This window comes from Maricaulis maris MCS10 (assembly GCF_000014745.1).
Classification (GTDB): Bacteria; Pseudomonadota; Alphaproteobacteria; order Caulobacterales; family Maricaulaceae; genus Maricaulis; species Maricaulis maris_A.
Window position 1 is genome coordinate 441,591 of record NC_008347.1, and the last position, 18,342, is coordinate 459,932.

14 protein-coding genes are annotated in these 18,342 nt (G+C 63.7%); 8 read left to right on the forward strand and 6 right to left on the reverse strand.

The genetic code is table 11. The features are described 5' to 3' along the window. Positions 1-5: 5 nt before the first annotated feature. Entirely contained in the window at positions 6-863 is an 858-nt protein-coding gene (gene aguB, locus MMAR10_RS01900; protein ID WP_011642311.1) for an N-carbamoylputrescine amidase, read from the forward strand. Here the strand turns inward: aguB and MMAR10_RS01905 are convergent. Next, positions 839-1,054: a hypothetical protein gene (locus MMAR10_RS01905; protein WP_011642312.1), complete on the reverse strand. Its 216-nt coding sequence runs from the start codon at positions 1,052-1,054 to the stop codon at positions 839-841. The genes aguB and MMAR10_RS01905 overlap by 25 nt on opposite strands. 193 nt (positions 1,055-1,247) lie before the next feature. On the opposite strand from MMAR10_RS01905, the gene MMAR10_RS01910 reads away from it, so the two are divergent. Next, positions 1,248-1,838 (forward strand): hypothetical protein, encoded by a 591-nt coding sequence (locus tag MMAR10_RS01910; protein WP_011642313.1) that lies wholly within the window; start codon positions 1,248-1,250, stop codon positions 1,836-1,838. A 6-nt stretch (positions 1,839-1,844) separates the two neighbouring features. Here MMAR10_RS01910 and MMAR10_RS01915 read toward each other — a convergent pair whose 3' ends face one another. The 5 genes from MMAR10_RS01915 to MMAR10_RS01940 form a co-directional block, all read right to left on the reverse strand. Continuing rightward, positions 1,845-2,489: a MarC family protein gene (locus MMAR10_RS01915; protein ID WP_011642314.1), complete on the reverse strand. Its 645-nt coding sequence runs from the start codon at positions 2,487-2,489 to the stop codon at positions 1,845-1,847. 110 nt (positions 2,490-2,599) lie between these two features. Further along, the gene (locus MMAR10_RS01920; protein ID WP_150099684.1) at positions 2,600-2,911 is read right to left on the reverse strand and encodes a hypothetical protein; all 312 of its coding nucleotides are present in this window, start codon (positions 2,909-2,911) and stop codon (positions 2,600-2,602) included. A gap of 1,229 nt (positions 2,912-4,140) precedes the next feature. Next, positions 4,141-5,187: a 1,9-bis(guanidino)-5-aza-nonane synthase gene (locus tag MMAR10_RS01930; RefSeq protein WP_011642316.1), complete on the reverse strand. Its 1,047-nt coding sequence runs from the start codon at positions 5,185-5,187 to the stop codon at positions 4,141-4,143. A 10-nt stretch (positions 5,188-5,197) separates the two neighbouring features. Then, positions 5,198-6,451: a type III PLP-dependent enzyme gene (locus MMAR10_RS01935; RefSeq protein WP_011642317.1), complete on the reverse strand. Its 1,254-nt coding sequence runs from the start codon at positions 6,449-6,451 to the stop codon at positions 5,198-5,200. A gap of 1 nt (position 6,452) precedes the next feature. Further along, entirely contained in the window at positions 6,453-6,695 is a 243-nt protein-coding gene (locus MMAR10_RS01940; protein WP_041636693.1) for a hypothetical protein, read from the reverse strand. 329 nt (positions 6,696-7,024) lie between these two features. On the opposite strand from MMAR10_RS01940, the gene MMAR10_RS01945 reads away from it, so the two are divergent. From MMAR10_RS01945 to MMAR10_RS01970, 6 genes are all read left to right on the forward strand, one after another. After that, a complete protein-coding gene (locus tag MMAR10_RS01945; RefSeq protein WP_011642318.1) occupies positions 7,025-9,832 on the forward strand; it encodes a hypothetical protein in 2,808 nt (935 codons plus the stop codon). Between the two features lie 76 nt (positions 9,833-9,908). Then, entirely contained in the window at positions 9,909-12,575 is a 2,667-nt protein-coding gene (locus tag MMAR10_RS01950) for a TonB-dependent receptor domain-containing protein (RefSeq protein ID WP_011642319.1), read from the forward strand. A gap of 263 nt (positions 12,576-12,838) precedes the next feature. Next, entirely contained in the window at positions 12,839-13,648 is an 810-nt protein-coding gene (locus tag MMAR10_RS01955) for a type II secretion system protein N (protein WP_011642320.1), read from the forward strand. Beyond that, positions 13,645-15,597: a type II secretion system secretin GspD gene (gene gspD / locus MMAR10_RS01960; protein WP_011642321.1), complete on the forward strand. Its 1,953-nt coding sequence runs from the start codon at positions 13,645-13,647 to the stop codon at positions 15,595-15,597. Before MMAR10_RS01955 ends, gspD begins: the two co-directional genes overlap by 4 nt. Then, positions 15,560-17,113, forward strand: a complete 1,554-nt coding sequence (gene gspE / locus MMAR10_RS01965; RefSeq protein WP_150099685.1) for a type II secretion system ATPase GspE — start codon at positions 15,560-15,562, stop codon at positions 17,111-17,113. Before gspD ends, gspE begins: the two co-directional genes overlap by 38 nt. Continuing rightward, on the forward strand, positions 17,100-18,335 hold the full coding sequence (locus tag MMAR10_RS01970; RefSeq protein WP_011642323.1) for a type II secretion system F family protein: 1,236 nt from the start codon (positions 17,100-17,102) through the stop codon (positions 18,333-18,335). The genes gspE and MMAR10_RS01970 overlap by 14 nt, the downstream gene beginning before the upstream one ends. The last annotated feature ends 7 nt before the right edge of the window (positions 18,336-18,342 follow it).

Consider the following 18,342-nt stretch of genomic DNA (forward strand, 5'->3'; position numbering starts at 1 on the left):
GCGCGATGGCACGCACACTCAAGATCGCCGGCCTGCAGGCCGCTTTCGGGTCGGACATGACGGCCAATATCGCCACTGTCAGCGAATTGATCCGCGACGCGGCGGGCCAGGGAGCGCAGGTCATCCTGCCGCCGGAACTCTTCCAGGGACCCTATTTCTGCAAGGTCCAGGATGAGGCCTTCTTCGAGACCGCCTGGCCGGCCATGGACCATCCCTGCGTGACCGCCCTGCAGCCACTGGCCGCCGAACTGGGCGTGGTCATCCCCGTCTCGATCTATGAGCGTGACGGGCCGCATTATTACAATTCGCTGGTGATGCTGGATGCCGATGGTTCGGCGCTGGGCGTCTATCGCAAGAGCCATATTCCTGACGGGCCGGGCTATATGGAGAAATTCTACTTTCGCCCCGGCAATACCGGTTTCAAGGTCTGGGATACCCGGTTCGGCCGGATCGGTGTCGGCATTTGCTGGGACCAGTGGTTCCCGGAAGCGGCGCGGGCGATGGCCCTGCAGGGTGCCGAGGTCCTGCTCTATCCGACGGCAATTGGATCCGAGCCCCATGATGACAGCCTGGACACCGCAGCGCGCTGGCAAAGGGCGATGCAGGGGCATGCCGTATCCAATGTGATCCCGGTGCTCGCGGCCAACCGGATCGGCGATGAGGGCGGGCAGGTGTTTTACGGCTCGTCCTTCGTCGCCAGCCATACGGGCGAGAAGGTCAGCGAACTGGGCCGGTCGGAAACCGGCCTGGTGACGGGCGAGTTCGATCTGGACTATCTGCAACGCCACCGCGCCGCCTGGGGCTTCTTCCGCGACCGGCGTCCGGATCTCTACGAGCCCTATTTCACGCCACGTTCGTCCTGACGGTCCGGCGTCTTGCGGCGCCGGCGCCCGGTTGGCATCAACATCACCACCACAAAGGCGACAGCAATGGCCGGCCATCCAAAGGCGATGGCCTGGTCAGTCTGTCCCTGGGTCAGGCTGAAAGCTGAGGCGGTCAGGCCGCCGGCAGTCACGGTCGCTGCGCTGAGCAGCATGGCAAGGCTGTAGCCCATGCATTCCTCCAACACCCCCGCGTGGTCGTTATCATCGACCCCTCTATGGCTGCATCATGGCAGAAAGGGGCTAATACTTGGTTTCCGGGACTCGCGAGGCAAGGCCCCAGGGGACGCACGCGGTTCAAATCCCTCGTTTCAAAAAGTTCTTTAATTTATAAAGTTCTTCTGCATTCGAACGAGGAGAACCGATATGCCGATCCAACAGACTTCAATTTCCCATCACCCGACCCGGGTGCTGACGCAGCTGGCGGTCCCCTTGGCCATCGCCCTGGTTGCCGCCACCGGGGCGACCGCGCCGGGCCTGGCCCAGGAGGGCGGTGACAGGGCCCGCCCGGGAGAGGTGCTGGCCGCCATGGTCGGCACCTGGCAAGGCTCGGGATGGTCCATGAACCGGACCCAGGAACGCGAGACCTTTGATGTCTTCGAACGGGTTGAGTCCGTTGCCGGTGGCCATCTCGTCATGATCCGGGGGCGCGGCTATGCGCCAGCCGGTACCGGTGAGGATGGACGGCTGGTCCATGATGCCGGCGGTATTGTCCGCCTGACTGAAGCGGGTGGCTACGAGATGTTCGCGGCCACCGCCATGAATGGCGCCGACGGCTTCGCCATGGAGGTCACCGGGACGGGCTATACCTGGGAAATTCCGCTCGGCCCGCATGGCCGGATCGTCTATGAGGCCGTCTTCACCGCCGACAGCTGGACTGAAACCGGCCAGTATTGTGACCCGGCCGGCCAGTGCTATCCGACCCTGTCGATGACGCTCACGCGGGTCGCCGACTGACCACGATCAGTGTGCGTTCACCAGCGCGCCCAGAATGCCGTCAATGATGAACTGGGCGGCGAGGGCGGCAAGGATGACGCCGAGGATGCGGGTGATCATGGCGGCCATGGAGTCGCCGATGACCCGCATCACCGGTCCGATCGCGAGGAAGGTGATCAGGCAGATCACCAGGATCACGCCTGCAGCGGCCAGCACGACTCCGCGCTCGGCCCAGCCACCGGCATCCGACATGTAGAGCATGACGGTTGCGATCGCGCCGGGCCCCGCCAGCATCGGGATCGCCATCGGGAAGACCGAGATGTCCTCCCAGGTCTCCGGATGGGCATCATGCTCGTCCATGATCGACTCGGCCCGTTCCTCGCGGCGTTCGGTGCGCTTTTCGAAGATCATTTCCAGGGCCATCAGGAACAGCAGGACGCCACCGGCAATCCGGAAGGCATCGAGGCTGATATGCATCGCATTGAGCAGCCAGCCGCCGGCCAAAGCAAAGCCCAGCAGAACGCCGGTCGCGATCACCACCGACTTGATCGCCATGGCCCGGCGGTGCGCATTCGGCGCGCCATTGGTCAGCGACGCAAAAATCGGCGCGACACCGGGCGGGTCGATGGCCACGAAGAACGTGACGAGGGCAGAGGTGAAGATCTCAAGCATGGCGGCATTCCTGTTTCAGAGGCCCGCATAACCGTCGTGGCGAAGAAGGTCACGGAAAATCTCTCGCAGGGGCAAGCAGGAGAGGTATGCAAAAACGAAGATAAGGACGGTCATCGCTCACCGCCCGGCCTGGCGCCGCGGCCACCTTCCACCAGCTCCCAACTCTCCGGCCAGCGCGGCTCGGGATCGGGATCGCCGGCCTCACGCGCCCGTCGGATGCGTTCGGCATCCTCGCGGATCTGCAGGTCAAGCTCGATCTCCTCGACCGACATTCCGGCCGCCTTGTACCAGGCGACCTCAGCATCACGCTCGGCAATTTCGTTTTCCGCCGCCAGCCGCAATTGCTCGCGCGCCAGCGCCACATTGGCGCGCGCTTGGGCGATGAAATCCCTGGCCAGGCCGAGCAGCTTCTGCGCCGCCACGTCATCTCCGGAATTGAGCGCCACCGCCGCCGCGCCGAGGCATCGGCGCCCGGTCGTCGCACCGTCACGAAGGCCCGGGTCGGGCGCCTCCCCGGCCGGTCGGAGGCGCGGATGCGCTGACAAGGAATTCCGACGGTGTTGGCAGGGGAGGCGACGTGACATGGCAGGTCCTTTCATGGATGGAACAGGTGGATGACAAGCCCCACCGCGCCATGGCGTGAAGGCCTGGCGGTTTGGGCAGTAGAGGGGTGCGAGGTGCCGTTCCGGAGCCTTGCTATGTAATGTGTATGGGTGGCGCCGGGGGCACCTCGCACACGGAGATTTACTCGGTCCCCTTGCGGGTCCCGTCTCGAAACCGGCTGGAAGAAGCGGTCGAGCTTTGTGCCGCCGTCCAACCGATGGCCACGCCGGGGCAGGTGATGGTCAACTCCACCCAACCGGACGAGCTCCGTCCTCCCCACGCCCCCGGATAACCAGTCCGGGCCTCAGGTGACGTGGGAACGGGGTGAGTATGCGGTGGGGTCAAAGGGGTGGGGATAAGTTTTGTGAGAAAACACGCTTCCCCTCTCCCTCGGGAGAGGGTCAGGGTGAGGGGTAAATCCCGGTGAAAGCAGGAGGAATCCCCCTCATCCGCGCTGCGCGCACCTTCTCCCCAGGGAGAAGGAAGGGCCTCGCAGCGGGGATAATCTGCCTCTCCCCGGTCGGGGAGAGGTCCCGGAGCGCGTCAGCGCGCAGGGGGTGAGGGGCGCGCCGCGATGCGGCGCCAGGGAAAGGATTCTCCTGGGCGCCGACGCGCCGCCCCTCATCGGCCCTGCGGGCCACTTCTCCCCGGTCGGGGAGAAGCAGGGCGTCCGGTTTCTGACCCCCACACGCACCCCCCTCCCATTTTTCCCGGGCGAAGACCCGGGACCCACGGAGCGACCTTTCAGGCGCTGAGTCTCCGGTCGGTCCCGGATCGTGCTGACGCACGTCCGGGAAAAATGGAGTGGAGTGGGCGGCTCGCTTCAATACCAACTCCACCTTGTCATCCCGGACGTATGCCCGGCCACGAGCCGGGCGGAGATCCGGGACCTATTGTCGCGAAGGTTCGCAGCGCCGGGCGTATGGGTCCCGGGTCTGCGGCCTGCTTGCGCAGGCCATTCGCCCGGGATGACAACCGAAATTTGCCCCCAACGAAAAAAGCCCCGGCGTTCCCGCCAGGGCTTCTTCTTTGACGCAGAACCAAGCGTTTAGTCTTGGAACATGTCCCCATACCGATGCCGGGGACGCTTTTCCCAATCTCTCCGGTGATAGACGTCGGAGGCGATGACCGGGGCAACGGTCGAGGCTTCCGCGAACACCATCTGTTCCAGTGCCACATCGACCTTGCCCCAGGAGCAGGCTTCTTTCAGCGTGGAGGAAGAGCAGGCGCCGTCGCGGACGTCGGCGACGGTGATCTGGACGGCGTAGGCGTGCATCGGCACTTCGACGCCGAGGATTTCGGCGCAGACGACGGTGTCCTGGGCGAAGTTCTTGGGCACGCCGCCGCCGACCATGAACAGGCCCGTCTTGCCGGCCTTGATCTTGATGTCGGTGAGCTCACGGAAATCGGCGACGCTGTCGATCGAGAGATAGGGCTGTTTGGCCTTCATCCGCTCGACCTGGTGCTTGACCAGGCCGAAGCCGGCGGAACAGTCGGAAAAGGCCGGGCAGAAGATCGGCACGCCCTGCTCATAGCATTCCTGGACCAGCGAGCCTTCCTTCTTGGCATTGCCATCGGCCAGCCATTTGCCCATTGCCTTGATATAGGAGCGCGAAGAGCGCGGGCCGGGTTCCAGAAGGTCGGCGATTTCCAGGGTTGCCGCGTCGCAGGCCTGCAGTTCTTCCTCGTCGATATAGGTGTCGTAGATGCGGTCGATATAGAGATCGCGCAGCTCGCGGTCGTCGGGGATTTCGCGGGCCTGGTAGTGCTTGAAGCCGAGGGCTTCAAAGAAGTCCATGTCGACGATGGAGGCGCCGGTCGAGACGATGGCGTCGACCATGTTGTTGCGCACCATGTCGCGCCAGACATGCATGCAGCCGCCGGCGCTGGTCGAGCCGGCCAGGGTCAGGATGACCGAGCAATCCGGATCGGCGACAGCCTGTTCCAGGATGCGGGCCGCACGGGCGGCATCGCGCGAGGTGAAGGACATCTTCTCCCAGGCGTCGATCATGTGGCGGCCGTCAAAGGCGGTGATGTCGATATGTTCGACCGGGTTGGACAGCAACTCGGCCTTGCGGTTCGATTTGTCGCTCATGTCTGTTTCCTCAGGCGCGCCGTTTCAGGCGCGGGCGGCGCCGGCGGGCGCGGGCAAAATTGATGACCGTGGCGCCGTCGTCTTCGGCCAGGTCAGGTTGGGCTTCGAACATAGACGGCCACGGCATATCCTCAACCGCAACGCGTTCGATGGTGCCGAAGCCATTGAAATCCGTGGCCAGCGCGGTGCCATAGGCGCCGAGCATGCCGATCTCGATGACGTCACCCTCACGGATGTCGGCGGGCAGTTCGAACGGGCCGGGAATGGCATCGAGGCTGTCGCAGGTCGGACCGAAGAAGCGGAAAGACGCGGTCTGCTCGCTGCTTTCATCGCGCGGGCCGGTCGAGCGGCGACGGTGCAGACGGACCGGGAAGGGCCATTTCGCATGCGCCGCGTCGAACAGGCGTCCATAGGCGCCGTCATTGAGATAGAGGGCGTCACCCTTGCGCAGCTCGACCCGGGTCAGGACAGACTCCGCTTCGGCCACCAGGGCGCGACCGGGCTCGCACCACAGGTCGGCATTCTCGAGCACCATCATCTCTTCGAAAGCGTCCTCGATGGCGGCGACATAATCGTCCATCGGCGGCGGCTGCATGCCCGGATAGATGGAGGGGAAACCGCCACCGACATCGACAATGTCGACGGTGACACCGGCCTGGGCGATCAGGCGCGAAGCTTCCAGCATGGCCGAGCGATAGGCCGAAGGCTGCATGCACTGACTGCCGACATGGAAGCTCACACCCAGCTCGAAGGCGTGGGCGCGGGCCGTTCGGATCAGTTCGGCGGCTTCATAGGCCGGCGCGCCGAACTTGCCGGCCAGCGAGAACATCGCTCCGTCATTGGACACGGCCAGGCGCACGACCAGCGTGACATCGTCGGCGTGATTGGTCTCTTCCAGGATCTTGGCCAGCTCGGCTTCGCAATCGAGCGCAAAGATGCGCACGCCGAACTCGTAATAGGCACGACGGATCGACTCGCGGCTCTTGACCGGATGCAGGAAGGCCATGCGGCTGTCGGGGCAATGCTCCGCCACCAGCTGGATTTCCGGGATCGAGGCGACGTCGAAAAAGCGCGTTCCGGCCTTGTGCAGCGCCTGGAGGATCCAGGGCGCCGGATTGGCTTTGACGGCGTAGAGAACTTCGCCCGGGAAATTGTCCTGGAACCAGCGCCCAGCTTCAGCAACACGGTCAGGACGTACACAGACGACCGGACTTTCTACGTGCCGCGAACGGACCAGGTCCAGGGGAGTATGGTACGTGTGCAATTCACGTGACCCCCTGCTCGTTGTTAACCCAATCCGGCATCGTCACCTCCGCCGGGAAAATCGCGATTAAAGTCAATTTCCGGGTGTGTAAAGCGGGAAATTTGCGGCGGCTGAATTTTTGCCCCGGCAGGGCGGTCTCCCAACCGATGGCGACCGCAATTCCCGTCGCTTTCAGCTCATGGTCACACCCGCTGCGACAAGCATCCAAAACAAATCCGTACCCGGATTGAAGTTCAGAATTCATCTGTCCAATCAAACATTTCGGGCAATCCCGTAATGAGTGTAAATGAAGCGTTACGTTCCGCAATGTCACAAAAAATTCAATCACCAATACTTCGTCAGTGACCGATTTGCCACCACGGCGATTTTGCCAACTGGGACAGTATCTAGCGGGTCGCAGATGATGCCTGCACTACCGATTGTGGGCGCTGCAGGCTCGGCTCGGATGCGAGTCCGGTCAGGGGTGTCATGCCGCCGTTACAAAGCTGATGTTTACCCGCCTCCCGAGTGATCGGGGTGGAACGGGTCCCCTCCGGTCGTCAGTGAAATTCATTCCTTTTCCGGGGGACTTCAATGTCGGTGAAGAACAATTTTCGAAAGCTTCTGCTTGTTTCCACGTCCTGCGCCTTCTTCGCGGCGTGCGCGGATACATCCATCTCCTCGCCTGGTAATACCAATGTCGGCACGCCTCCGGGCACCGGCGGTGGTGGCGGCGGCGGCAGCCAGACCACGATCGACCTGATCCCGGCTGGCGGCTGCGGCACCGGCTCGGTCCGCGAGACCTCGGTCACCAATGGCGACATCACGATCAATGCCTGTGAGATCACCGGCAACATCACGTCCAACACCACGATCGCCGCGAATGCCGGCGTGATCATCACCGGCCCGGTCTTCGTCGGTGTCGATGGTGGCGGTTCGGTGACCCTTGAAATCGGCGCAGGCGCAACCCTGTTCGGTTCAGCCGGTTCTGACTATCTGGTCATCTCCCGTGGCTCGCGCCTCGAAGCGGTCGGCACGTCGGACGCGCCGGTTGTCTTCACATCGCGCCAGGACATTGAAGGCACAGCCGGTCCGCTCGATCGCGGCCAGTGGGGCGGCCTGATCATCAACGGCTTCGCACCGATCAATGCCTGCATCGACGGCACCGCGACGGGCGGTACGGCTGGTTGTGAAAAATCGGGTGAAGGTTCATCCGGCCTGTTCGGCGGCGACAATCCGGCCGATGACAGCGGCATCCTGCGCTATGTCCAGGTCCGTTATGCGGGCTTCCTCATCAACAATGAGGACGAGCTCAACGGCATCGCCTTCCAGGGTGTCGGTTCGGGCACCGAAGTCGACTACGTCCAGGTCTCCAACAATGCCGATGACGGCGTCGAGATGTTCGGTGGTACGGTGGATGTCAGCCACCTGGTCCTGACCAATATTCGCGATGACAGCTTCGACTACACCGATGGCTGGATTGGCCGCGCCCAGTTCGTGCTCGTCCGCCAGTCCGGCGATGACGCCGACCAGGGCTTCGAGTTCGACAATCGCGGCTCCAACAACACGCTGTTGCCGCGCTCCAACCCGCGCATCTCCAACTTCACCCTGATCGGTGAGCGCAACGCCGCCGAGTCCGACCAGGGCATGCTGCTCCGGGCCGGTACCGCCGGTGAACTCTACAATGGCATCGTGGTCGATTTCGGCGAGGATTGCCTCGACATCGACGACCAGGAAACCTTTGACCGTATCGGCGCCAGCGGCGCTGCCGGTGACGAAGACATCATCATGCAGTCGATCGTTCTCGATTGTACGACGAATTTCGACGAAGAAGCCGGTGACACCACCGACCTCTCGACCTGGTTCCTGGGTCAGGCCAACAATGCCGAGATCAACAACTCGATGTCCGGTGTCTTCCCGGGCCCGATCGAGCAAGCGGTCACGGCCTTCGACATCAATGCGTTGGACAACTGGTTCACCGATGTCGACTATATCGGTGCCTTCTCCGGTTCCGAAACGGACGCTTCCAACTGGGCAGCCGGCTGGACCTACAACCTGTTCGCCGATCCGGGTTGCCCGACGGGCACCACCGAATCCGTTGAGGTCATCAATGGTCAGCGCATCTGCCAGATCACTGGCAACTTGACCTCCGACCTGCGCCTGACGCGCGGCTCCATGTATGAGCTCGTCGGTCCGGTCTTCGTCGGTGTTGACCGCGGCCCCGATCCGGCCAGCCCGCTGCCGTCCGGTATCGAAGCCGAACTCACAATCGATCCCGGTGTCACCATTTTCGGCTCGGCCGGCTCTGACTACATCGTCATCACACGTGGCTCGAGCATTCGCTCGAACGGTACCGCAACCGCTCCAGTCACCATGACCTCGCGCTCGGATGTCGAAGGTACGGTCGGCGCCAATGACCGCGGTCAGTGGGGCGGCCTGATCATCAATGGTCGCGCACCGATCAATGCCTGTATCGATGGTACGGCAACGGGCGGTACAACCGATTGTGAGAAGTCGGGTGAAGGCTCTTCCGGTCTCTTCGGTGGCGCCACGCCAACCGATGACTCGGGCAATATCTTCTACACCCGTCTCCTGTACGCCGGCTTCCTGATCAACAACGAAGACGAGCTCAACGGCATCGCCTTCCAGGCTGTCGGTTCGGGCACCGAAGTCGACTACGTCCAGGTCCACAACAATGCCGATGACGGCGTCGAAATGTTCGGCGGCGCGGTTGATGTGAGCCATCTGGTCCTCACCGGTATTCGCGATGACAGCTTCGACTACACCGATGGCTGGGTTGGTCGCGCTCAGTTCGTGATCGTGTCCCAGTCCGGCGACGACGCCGACCAGGGCTTCGAATTCGACAATCGCGGTTCCAACAACACCCTGCTGCCGCGCTCCAACCCGCGCATCTCCAACTTCACCCTGATCGGTGAACGCGGTGCAGCTGAATCGGACCAGGGCATGCTGCTCCGGGCCGGTACGGCGGGCGAGCTCTACAACGGCATCGTGGTCGATTTCGGCGAGGATTGCCTCGACATCGACGACCAGGAAACCTTCGACCGTATCGGCGCCACCGGCGCCGCTGGTGACGAAGACATCATCATGCAGTCGATCGTTCTCGACTGTACGACGAACTTCGACGAGAGCGCCGGTGACACCACCGATCTCTCGACCTGGTTCCTGGGTCAGGCCAACAATGCCGAGATCACCCACACGATGACGGGCTTCGCCTTCATCCCGGGCAATACCGGTGTCGTGCCGGGCGCGACCGAACAAGCGGTCACCGCCTTCGACATCAATGCTCTCGACAGCTGGTTCGTCGATGTCGACTACATCGGCGCCGTCGAAGACGCCAACGACACCTGGTACCAGGGTTGGACCTTCCGTCGCACGCAGTAACGCAATTGCCTGAACCGGCCGGCCTTCGGGCCGGCCGGGGATGGCGTCTGTCAATCGCAGTCACATGGTGATGAAGATGAAAACCACACGATTTGCGCTCTCGGCTGCGTTGCTGGCGTCCACGACGCTCGTGCCGGTCGCAGCCCTTGCCCAGGACGCCGATGAAGATGTCATCGAAGTCCGCTTTCAATACATTCCCGACGATCGCCGGGTGACGTCGGAAGTCGCCGCGTCGCTGTCGATCGACGATCTGGCAACAACCGGCGACAGCGATCTCGCTTCCGCCCTGGTCCGCGTTACCGGCCTGTCCACGGTTGGTGGCCGGTTCGTGGTCGTTCGCGGCCTCAACGAGCGTTACTCCAACACGCTGCTCAACGGCTCTCCGATGCCGTCGCCGGAACCCTTCCGTCGCGCAGCCCCGCTCGACATCCTGCCGACCAACGTGCTCTCCAACGTGCTCGTCCAGAAAACCTTCTCGCCGGAATTCCCGGGTGAGTTCGGTGGCGGCGTGATCGGCATCGAAACCGCATCCCTGCCGGACGATCGCTTCTTCAGCGTCTCGATCGGCGCCAGCGGCGATACGGTCACGACCGGTAATCACGGCCTCACCTATGGCGGTTCCGATACCGACTGGATGGGCTATGACGACGGTCTGCGCGACATGCCGGACGAACTCGCGGCGGTGTTCGACACCACCCGCGTCGGCAATAACCTGCCAGCCGCCCAGCAGCAGGCCATCGGCCGCTCGCTGGTCAATTCCGAACTCTGGGTCGTCCAGCAGATTGACACCGACGCCAACGGCTCGATTTCCATCGAAGCCGGTGAACGTTTTGACTTCGACAACTTCTCGCTTGGTCTTTTGGTCGCCGGCTCGTTCTCGAACGAGTGGGAGACCCGCGAAGGTCAGCGCGGCAAGGGCGCCATCGGCGCCGGCGACGAGCTGATCTACGAAAACGGACCGCCCAGTGAAGACCGCTCGGGTCTGGCCCCGGTCGGCGAAGGCATCAACAACTTCTTCGGCACAGAGAACGAGATCAACGCCTCCGGCCTTATCTCGGTCGGCGTTGACTTCTACAACGACCACTCGATCAGCTTCCTGTCGATGGCCCTGCGCTCCACCTCGAAAGAGGCCCGGATCGAAGAGCAGTTCAATGCCGGTTCTTCGGCAGTTGTTCGGGGTGACTACACCGAGTGGTTCGAGCGTCAGGTCCTGTTCAACCAGCTTCGCGGTGAACACCTGTTTGAAAGCCTCGGCGGACTGGCTCTCGACTGGCGCCTGTCTGATGCCACCGCGACCCGCGACGCGCCTTACCAGCGCTTCGTGAACTACCAGTACGAAGATGTCCCGCAGACCTATCGCTATGAAGGCGACATCAACGACAACTTCACGCGCTTCTCGGAAATCGAAGACAGCACGCAGGACGGTGGTTTTGACCTCACCCTGCCGGTGTCCCTCGGTGACTTTGATGCCGAACTCAAGGCCGGTTACTCCAACACCAGCCGCGAGCGTGATGCCTATACCCGTCAGTTCGCCTTCGAACAGGGTTCCGACGGTATTCCGGCTGACCTCCTGTTCTCGCGCATTGATTACATCTTTGCCGAGCAGAACATCGTCGACGAGCGCCTGCGTCTCGTTGAGACGGGTGGCCTGACCTTCCCGGAAGCCTATAACGGCCGCCTTTTCGTCGAAGGTTATTATGCCGGTGTCGATGTCGGTCTGACCGACTTCGTCCGCGCGGCTGTCGGTGTCCGTTTTGAGCAGGGCACACAGAAGGTCGACACATTTGCCTTCCCGGCAAACACTGCCGACAGTGGCCAGGTCGAGACCCGGATCGAAGAGGACTATGTCCTGCCGGCCCTGACCCTGACCTGGACCTTCGCTGACAACCTTCAGCTTCGTACCGGTTACTCCCAGTCGATCGCCCGCCCGCAATTCCGCGAGCTGGCTTTCGCCGAGTTCTTCAACACCGATACGGACCAGCGCTTCCAGGGCAACCCGTTCCTCGTGAACACCGAGATCGAGAGCTATGACGCGCGCCTGGAGTATTACTTCGGCCGTGACCAGTTCGTGACCGTCGGTGCCTTCTACAAGGTCCTGGAAAACCCGATCGAGGAATACATCATCCCGATCGGTGATGGCCTGAACACCTCCTTCATCAACGCGCCGGAAGCGACGTTGACGGGTGCGGAGTTCGAGTTTGAGAAGTCCTTCGACTTCTCGGATCGCTGGGACGGTGCTTTCTTCAATGACCGTGAGTGGTTCATTAAGACGAACTACACCTACATCCAGTCTGAAGTGACTGCTGACGGCACGGTCACGATCGCCCAGGGTGCCTTTGGCAGCCCGTCGGCGATCGAGCTGAATGCCGCCGGCTTCGTGCAGGACGGTCGCGCCCTTCAAGGCCAGTCGGAGCACCTGTTCAACCTGCAGGTCGGTTTCGAAACCTTTGACGGTCGTGCCCGCGGTGCCCTGCTGTACAACTTCACCGGTGAACGGTCCCGTGCCGTGGCCAACCTGTCGGACAATCTCCCCGAGATTTCCGAGCAGCTGCCGGCCTCGCTCGACTTCGTCTACTCCCGCACGCTCGAACTGGGCGGGAATGACTGGGACTTCGGTTTCTCCGTCCGCAATATCCTGGGCGAAGACTATGAAGCCACCCAGTCCGCCGGCGGCGTTGAACTGCCGGTCGACACCTATGATATCGGGACCTCGCTGAGCCTTTCGGTCAGCCGGACCTGGTAGTGTGACAGGACGGGGCGGGCCGGTTGGTCCGCCCTGTTTTCACGACTAAACGATAAACCGCGAAACGTCGTAAAACTAACGGCGAAACGTCGTAAAACTGACGTACAGCGCGTGTATCCGAAACCGATCCCCGACGGATCAGCCACCTTTGGTGCGTTCGACGTCACGGGGCGTGCAGACGGGCGCTGGATGCGATGACGCAAACAACAACTACCACACAGGCACAGGGCGGTCGCAACCGCATGCCGGCGTTGGTGGGCCTCATGATCCGCGCCGCTGAACTGGTCCTGCTCGTTGCCCTCACATTTGTCCTCGCGCGGATGATCTGGCTGGTCGCCTTTGGTGCCAGTGCCGGCGATTTCCGGCAGGACAGTGTCGACACCGCCACCGTCGCCGGATCCGGCATCGCCTACGACGCCGATCTCAACCGGCTCACCCAGACCACGCTGTTTTCCGCCCCTCGTGCTGCCGCCGCCGCCGATGCCGCGCCGGCGCTGGCTCCTGAAACCCGGCTCGCACTGGTCCTGCGCGGCGTGCGACGCGGCGCGACGGATGACACTGGCGGCGCCATTATCCAGACGCCGGACAACCGACAGCGCTTTTTCCGGGTCGGCTCGGAAATCCTTGACGGCGTTACGCTCGACAGGGTGCTGGTCGATCATGTCCGCATCAGCCGCCGCGGCATTGCCGAAGTCCTTTATCTGCGTCCTGAAGCCGCCGCCGCCGCGCGCGAGGCCGGGGGCGAGCCATCCGCCGCGTCCGGTCGGGCGACGACGCCGACCGGCGCCCCCCGCCGCGGTCAGCTCGAAGACGTCGCCGGCCTGTTCCAGGTTCGCGCCCGCTATGCCGGCGACACCCTGACCGGCTATCGCATCGAGAGCGGCAATGCCGCCATGCTGTCGGTGCTGGGGCTGCGCGAAACCGACGTGATTACCGCCATTGAAGGCCGGCCGGTCGCCACGATCGGCGACCTCCAGGCCCTGCTCGACCGCGATGGCGGGAGCAATTCCATCCGTTTCTCCATTTCACGGGGCGGTCTGCCCCTGACCATTTCGAGGACTTTGCCGCAATGACCCAGTTTGCGAAAAACGCCCTGGCCGCCCTGTGTGTGCTGTCTGTCCTCGTGCTGGCGCCGATGGCCCGCGCCCAGGACCAGGTGGTCAATTTCAACCAGGCCGAGATCCAGGCGGTCATCGATGATGTCTCGGCGGTGACCGGATACACTTTCATCGTTGATCCGAATGTACGCGGTCGGGTGACCATCACCTCGCAGGCGCCGCTGACCTCGGACCAGTATTTCCAGGTCTTCCTGTCGACCATGCGGGTGCATGGCTACACCGTGGTGCCGACCGCGTCGGGGGCCTACCAGATCGTCCCGGACCAGGCCGGCGCCCGCTCCGCCAATCCGGTCAATTCCAACCTGCGTGGCGACCAGTATGTGACCGCCGTCGTGCGTCTGAACCATGTCGCCTCGCGCGATGCGCTCGCCGTGGTGCGGCCCCTGATCGGTGCCCAGGGCAGCGTCAATGCGACCGAGACCGGCAATGTGCTGGTGATGGTCGACTATGCCGAGAACATCGCCCGCCTGCGCCAGGTCATCCGCGATCTCGACCGTGACACCTCGGTGGTGGAAATGGTCGAGCTGACCAATGTCTCGGCCGGCGACATGACACGCATCCTGCAACAGATGCGGACCAGTTCGACGGCGGGCGAGGACGAGACCATTTTCAACGTTGCCATCGCGCCGATCCCGGCTTCCAACACCGTCCTGCTGCGCGGCAATCGTGACGCCGTTGACCGCATGATTGCCCTGGTGCGCCGGGTCGACAGTGTCAGCCAGTCGAACCGGAGCTTCCGCGTCATCTATCTCAGCCATGCCGATGGCGAGCATTTGCTGCCGATCCTGCAGCAGGTGGTCGACACCCTGGTGGCAGGTGAGGGAACGACGCGCGCCCCGTCAGTCTCGCACCATGCCCCCACCAATGCGCTGGTCATCAATGCCGATCCGGACGTGCAGCGCCAGCTCGAACTGGTGATCCGCCAGCTCGACATCCGCCGGCCGCAAGTGCTGGTCGAGGGCATCATTGTCGAGATGTCCGACAGCACGGCCCGCGAACTCGGCGTGCAGATGCTGCTGGCCGGTGGTGAGGGCGACACGCCTTTGGCAATGACCCGCTTCTCCTCCAACAATCCCGACCTGCTGGCCCTGACCGGAGCCGCGACCTCGCCCGGCGATGATGACAGCGATCTCAATGTGTCGCTGCGCGATGCGGCGATCAATTCGCTGCTTGGTGCCTCGGGTGGCACGCTGGGCTTTGGCGGCCAGAACGGCAGCGGCAACCTGTTCGGCCTGGTCCTCAACGCGGTCGAAAGTGACGTCAATTCCAACGTTCTGGCCACGCCCTCCATCATGGCGCTGGACAATGAGGAAGCCTATTTCCTGTCCGGTCAGGAAATCCCGGTGACCACCGGCGAGGCGCTTGGCTCGAACAACACCAACCCGTTCCGGACGGTTGACCGCGAAGAGGTCGGTGTGAAGCTGACCGTCCTGCCGCAGATCACCGAGGGCAATACGGTGCGTCTGCACATCGTGCAGGAAGTCTCCTCGGTGGCGGGTGCGGTCAATGCCGGCTCGTCCGACCTGATCACCAACAAGCGTGAAATCTCGACGACGGTGCTGGCCGATAATGGCGAGATCATCGTGCTGGGTGGCCTGATCCAGCAGGAAGACGAGATCAGCGAGGACGGCGTGCCGGGCCTGCGTCGCCTGCCCGGCGTCGGTCGCCTGTTCCGCTCGGAGGGCTCCACCACCCGCCGCACCAATCTGATGGTCTTCATCCGTCCGACCATCATCCGCTCAGAGGCCGACATGCAGGCCCTGACCGACAATCGTTATGACTTCATCCGCAATGAGCAGATCGCCGGCAGCCCGAACGGGACCAGCTCGCTGGAATCGATTGTCGAGATGATGCTGGTCGAGATGGATGCGCCTGTCGCCACAGCGGAGACGCCGGGTGACTGAGACCGCTGATACTGCATCGGCCCGCACACCGGTCACCTACGCCTTCGCCCGCCAGACGGGCGTCGCCTACCAGCCCGCTGACACGGCCAGCGGCGTCGGCGCCTTCCTGCTGCGCAGCGGTGCCGACCGTCGTGCCTTGCTGGAATTGCGACGCGTGGTGGGACGGACCTGTCCGGTGCGCGAATGCCCGCCCGGCGAGTATGACCGCGCCCTGTCGGACATCTATGCCTATTCCGGCCTCGGCGAGGACGCGATCGACAGCGCCGATGAGAGCGATGAAAGCCTGTCGCGCCTGATCGACGAGATGCCGCGCACCGAGGACCTGCTCGACAGTGACAGCGATGCGCCGATCATCCGGCTGATCAATGGCATGATCGCCGAGGCCGTGCGGACGGCCGCCTCTGACGTCCATGTCGAACCCTTCGAGGACCGGGTCTCGATCCGTTACCGGGTCGATGGCGTCTTGCACGAGACGGCCGCCGTGCCGCCGCGTCTGGCATCGCCGCTGGTATCGCGGATCAAGGTCATGGCCCGCCTCGACATTGCCGAGAAACGCATCCCCCAGGATGGTCGCCTGTCGATCTCGCTGGGCGGGCAGTCGGTCGATGTCCGTGTCTCCACCCTGCCATCGCGGCATGGCGAACGGGTGGTCCTGCGCCTGCTCGACAATTCCGCAGCGCGCTTCAAGCTCGACGACCTGGGCATGCCGGCGACGATGCTGGCCGACATGAAGAAGGCGCTGGCCCAGCCCAATGGCATCATCCTGGTCACCGGTCCGACCGGTGCCGGCAAGACCACAACCCTCTATGCGGGGCTGAACCTGCTCAATGAGGAAACCCGCAATATCCTCACTGTCGAGGACCCGGTCGAATACGCCATCGACGGGATCGGTCAGACCCAGGTCAATGCCAAGGTCGGCATGACATTCGCCGCCGGTCTGCGCGCCATCCTGCGCCAGGACCCGGACATCGTCATGGTCGGCGAGATCCGCGATGTCGAGACCGCGCAGATCGCGGTCCAGGCCAGCCTGACCGGCCATCTCGTCCTGTCGACCGTGCACACCAATTCGGCCGTCGCCGCCATACCGCGCCTGCGCGACATGGGCGTTGAAAGCTATCTGCTGGCCTCGACCCTGACCGCGATTGTCGCCCAGCGCCTGGTGCGCCGCCTGTGCGGCCATTGCCGCGAGGCCTATACGCCGGACGCCGCCGAACTGGCCCTGCTGGGTCTGACCGGGCGGGCCGATGTGACCTTGTGGAAGCCGGTCGGTTGCCCCCATTGCAAGCAGACCGGACATGACGGTCGGACCGGGCTCTATGAGCTGGTCATGGTCGACGACACATTGCGCAAGCATATCCATGACGATGCCCGCGAGGCCGACATGGCGGCGCACGCCTTCGCCCATCGCCCGACCCTGTTCCGCAATGGTGTCGAGCTGGCGCTGGCGGGAACGACCAGCCTGGCCGAAATCCTGCGCGTCTGCCGTGAGGAAGGCGAGCGTCATGCCGGCGTTTGAGTATGAAGCCCTCGACGCCCGCGGCAAGAAGGCCCGCGGCCTGATCACCGCCGACAGCGCCCTGGCGGCGCGTCGGGTGCTGCGCGGTCGTTCCATGGCCCCGTTGACGATCCGCCAGGCCGAGACCCGCTCCGGCGCTGGCAGCGGCGAGACGGTCAGCCTGACGGACCGGCTGCGGCGACAGGACCTGTCCTCGCGCGAACGCATGCTGGTGACCCGTCAGCTGGCCAGCCTGCTGGGGGCCGGCATGCCGGTCGCGGAATGCCTGGGACTGCTCGCCGACCAGGGCGGACGTCATCACATGCGGCGCGTCCTGATGGCGGTTCGGGCCCGGGTTTCCGAGGGCGAGCGCCTGTCCGATGCCATGCAGGCCTTCCCCAAATCCTTCCCCGCCGTCTATCGCGCCATGGTTTCGGCCGGTGAGGTGGCAGGCGGTCTCGACCGGGTCCTGTCGCGTCTTGCCGACTATCTGGAAAAGGAAGAGGCCGTCGCCAACCGCATCACCGGCGCCCTGGTCTATCCGCTGGTGTTGAGCACGGTGGCCGCGGGGGTAGTGACGCTGTTGATGACCTTCGTGGTGCCGCGCATCGCCGAACAATTCACCGGCATGGGCATGACCCTGCCGGCGCTGACCCGTTTCATGATCGCGGTCTCGGGCTTTCTGACTGAAGGCTGGCCATGGATCCTCGGCCTCGTCCTGGCCCTGGTCATCATCAGCAATATCGTGTTGCGACAGGCCAGCGCGCGCCTGGCCCTGCATCGCGTCCTTGCCGGCCTGCCCGGCCTCGGCGGTTTCCTGCGCAAGGTCGAGGCGGCGCGTTTTGCCCGTACGATGGGCATTCTGATCGAAAGCGGGGCGATCCTGCCGGACGCCTTGCGTGCGGCGGCCCGGGCGGCCTCCAACCTGGCCTTCCGTGACCGTCTGGAGCGGGTTCTGGTCGAGGTCGAGAGCGGCCGCGCCCTGACCGAAGCGCTGCGGGCACAGTCCTGGTTGCCGCCGCTGATGCTGTTCATGGTCGCCGCCGGCGAGCGCTCCGGCGCGCTGGGGGAAATGTTCCGCCGCGCCGCCGACCAGCTTGATCAGGATATCGATGGCGCCATCGTGGTCGGCCTTAATCTTCTCGAGCCCGGGATCATCCTGCTCCTGGGCATCGTGGTCGTGGTGATCGTCCTGTCGATCCTGCTGCCCATTCTTCAACTCAACACTTTGGCCCTAGGCTAGGGAGGCG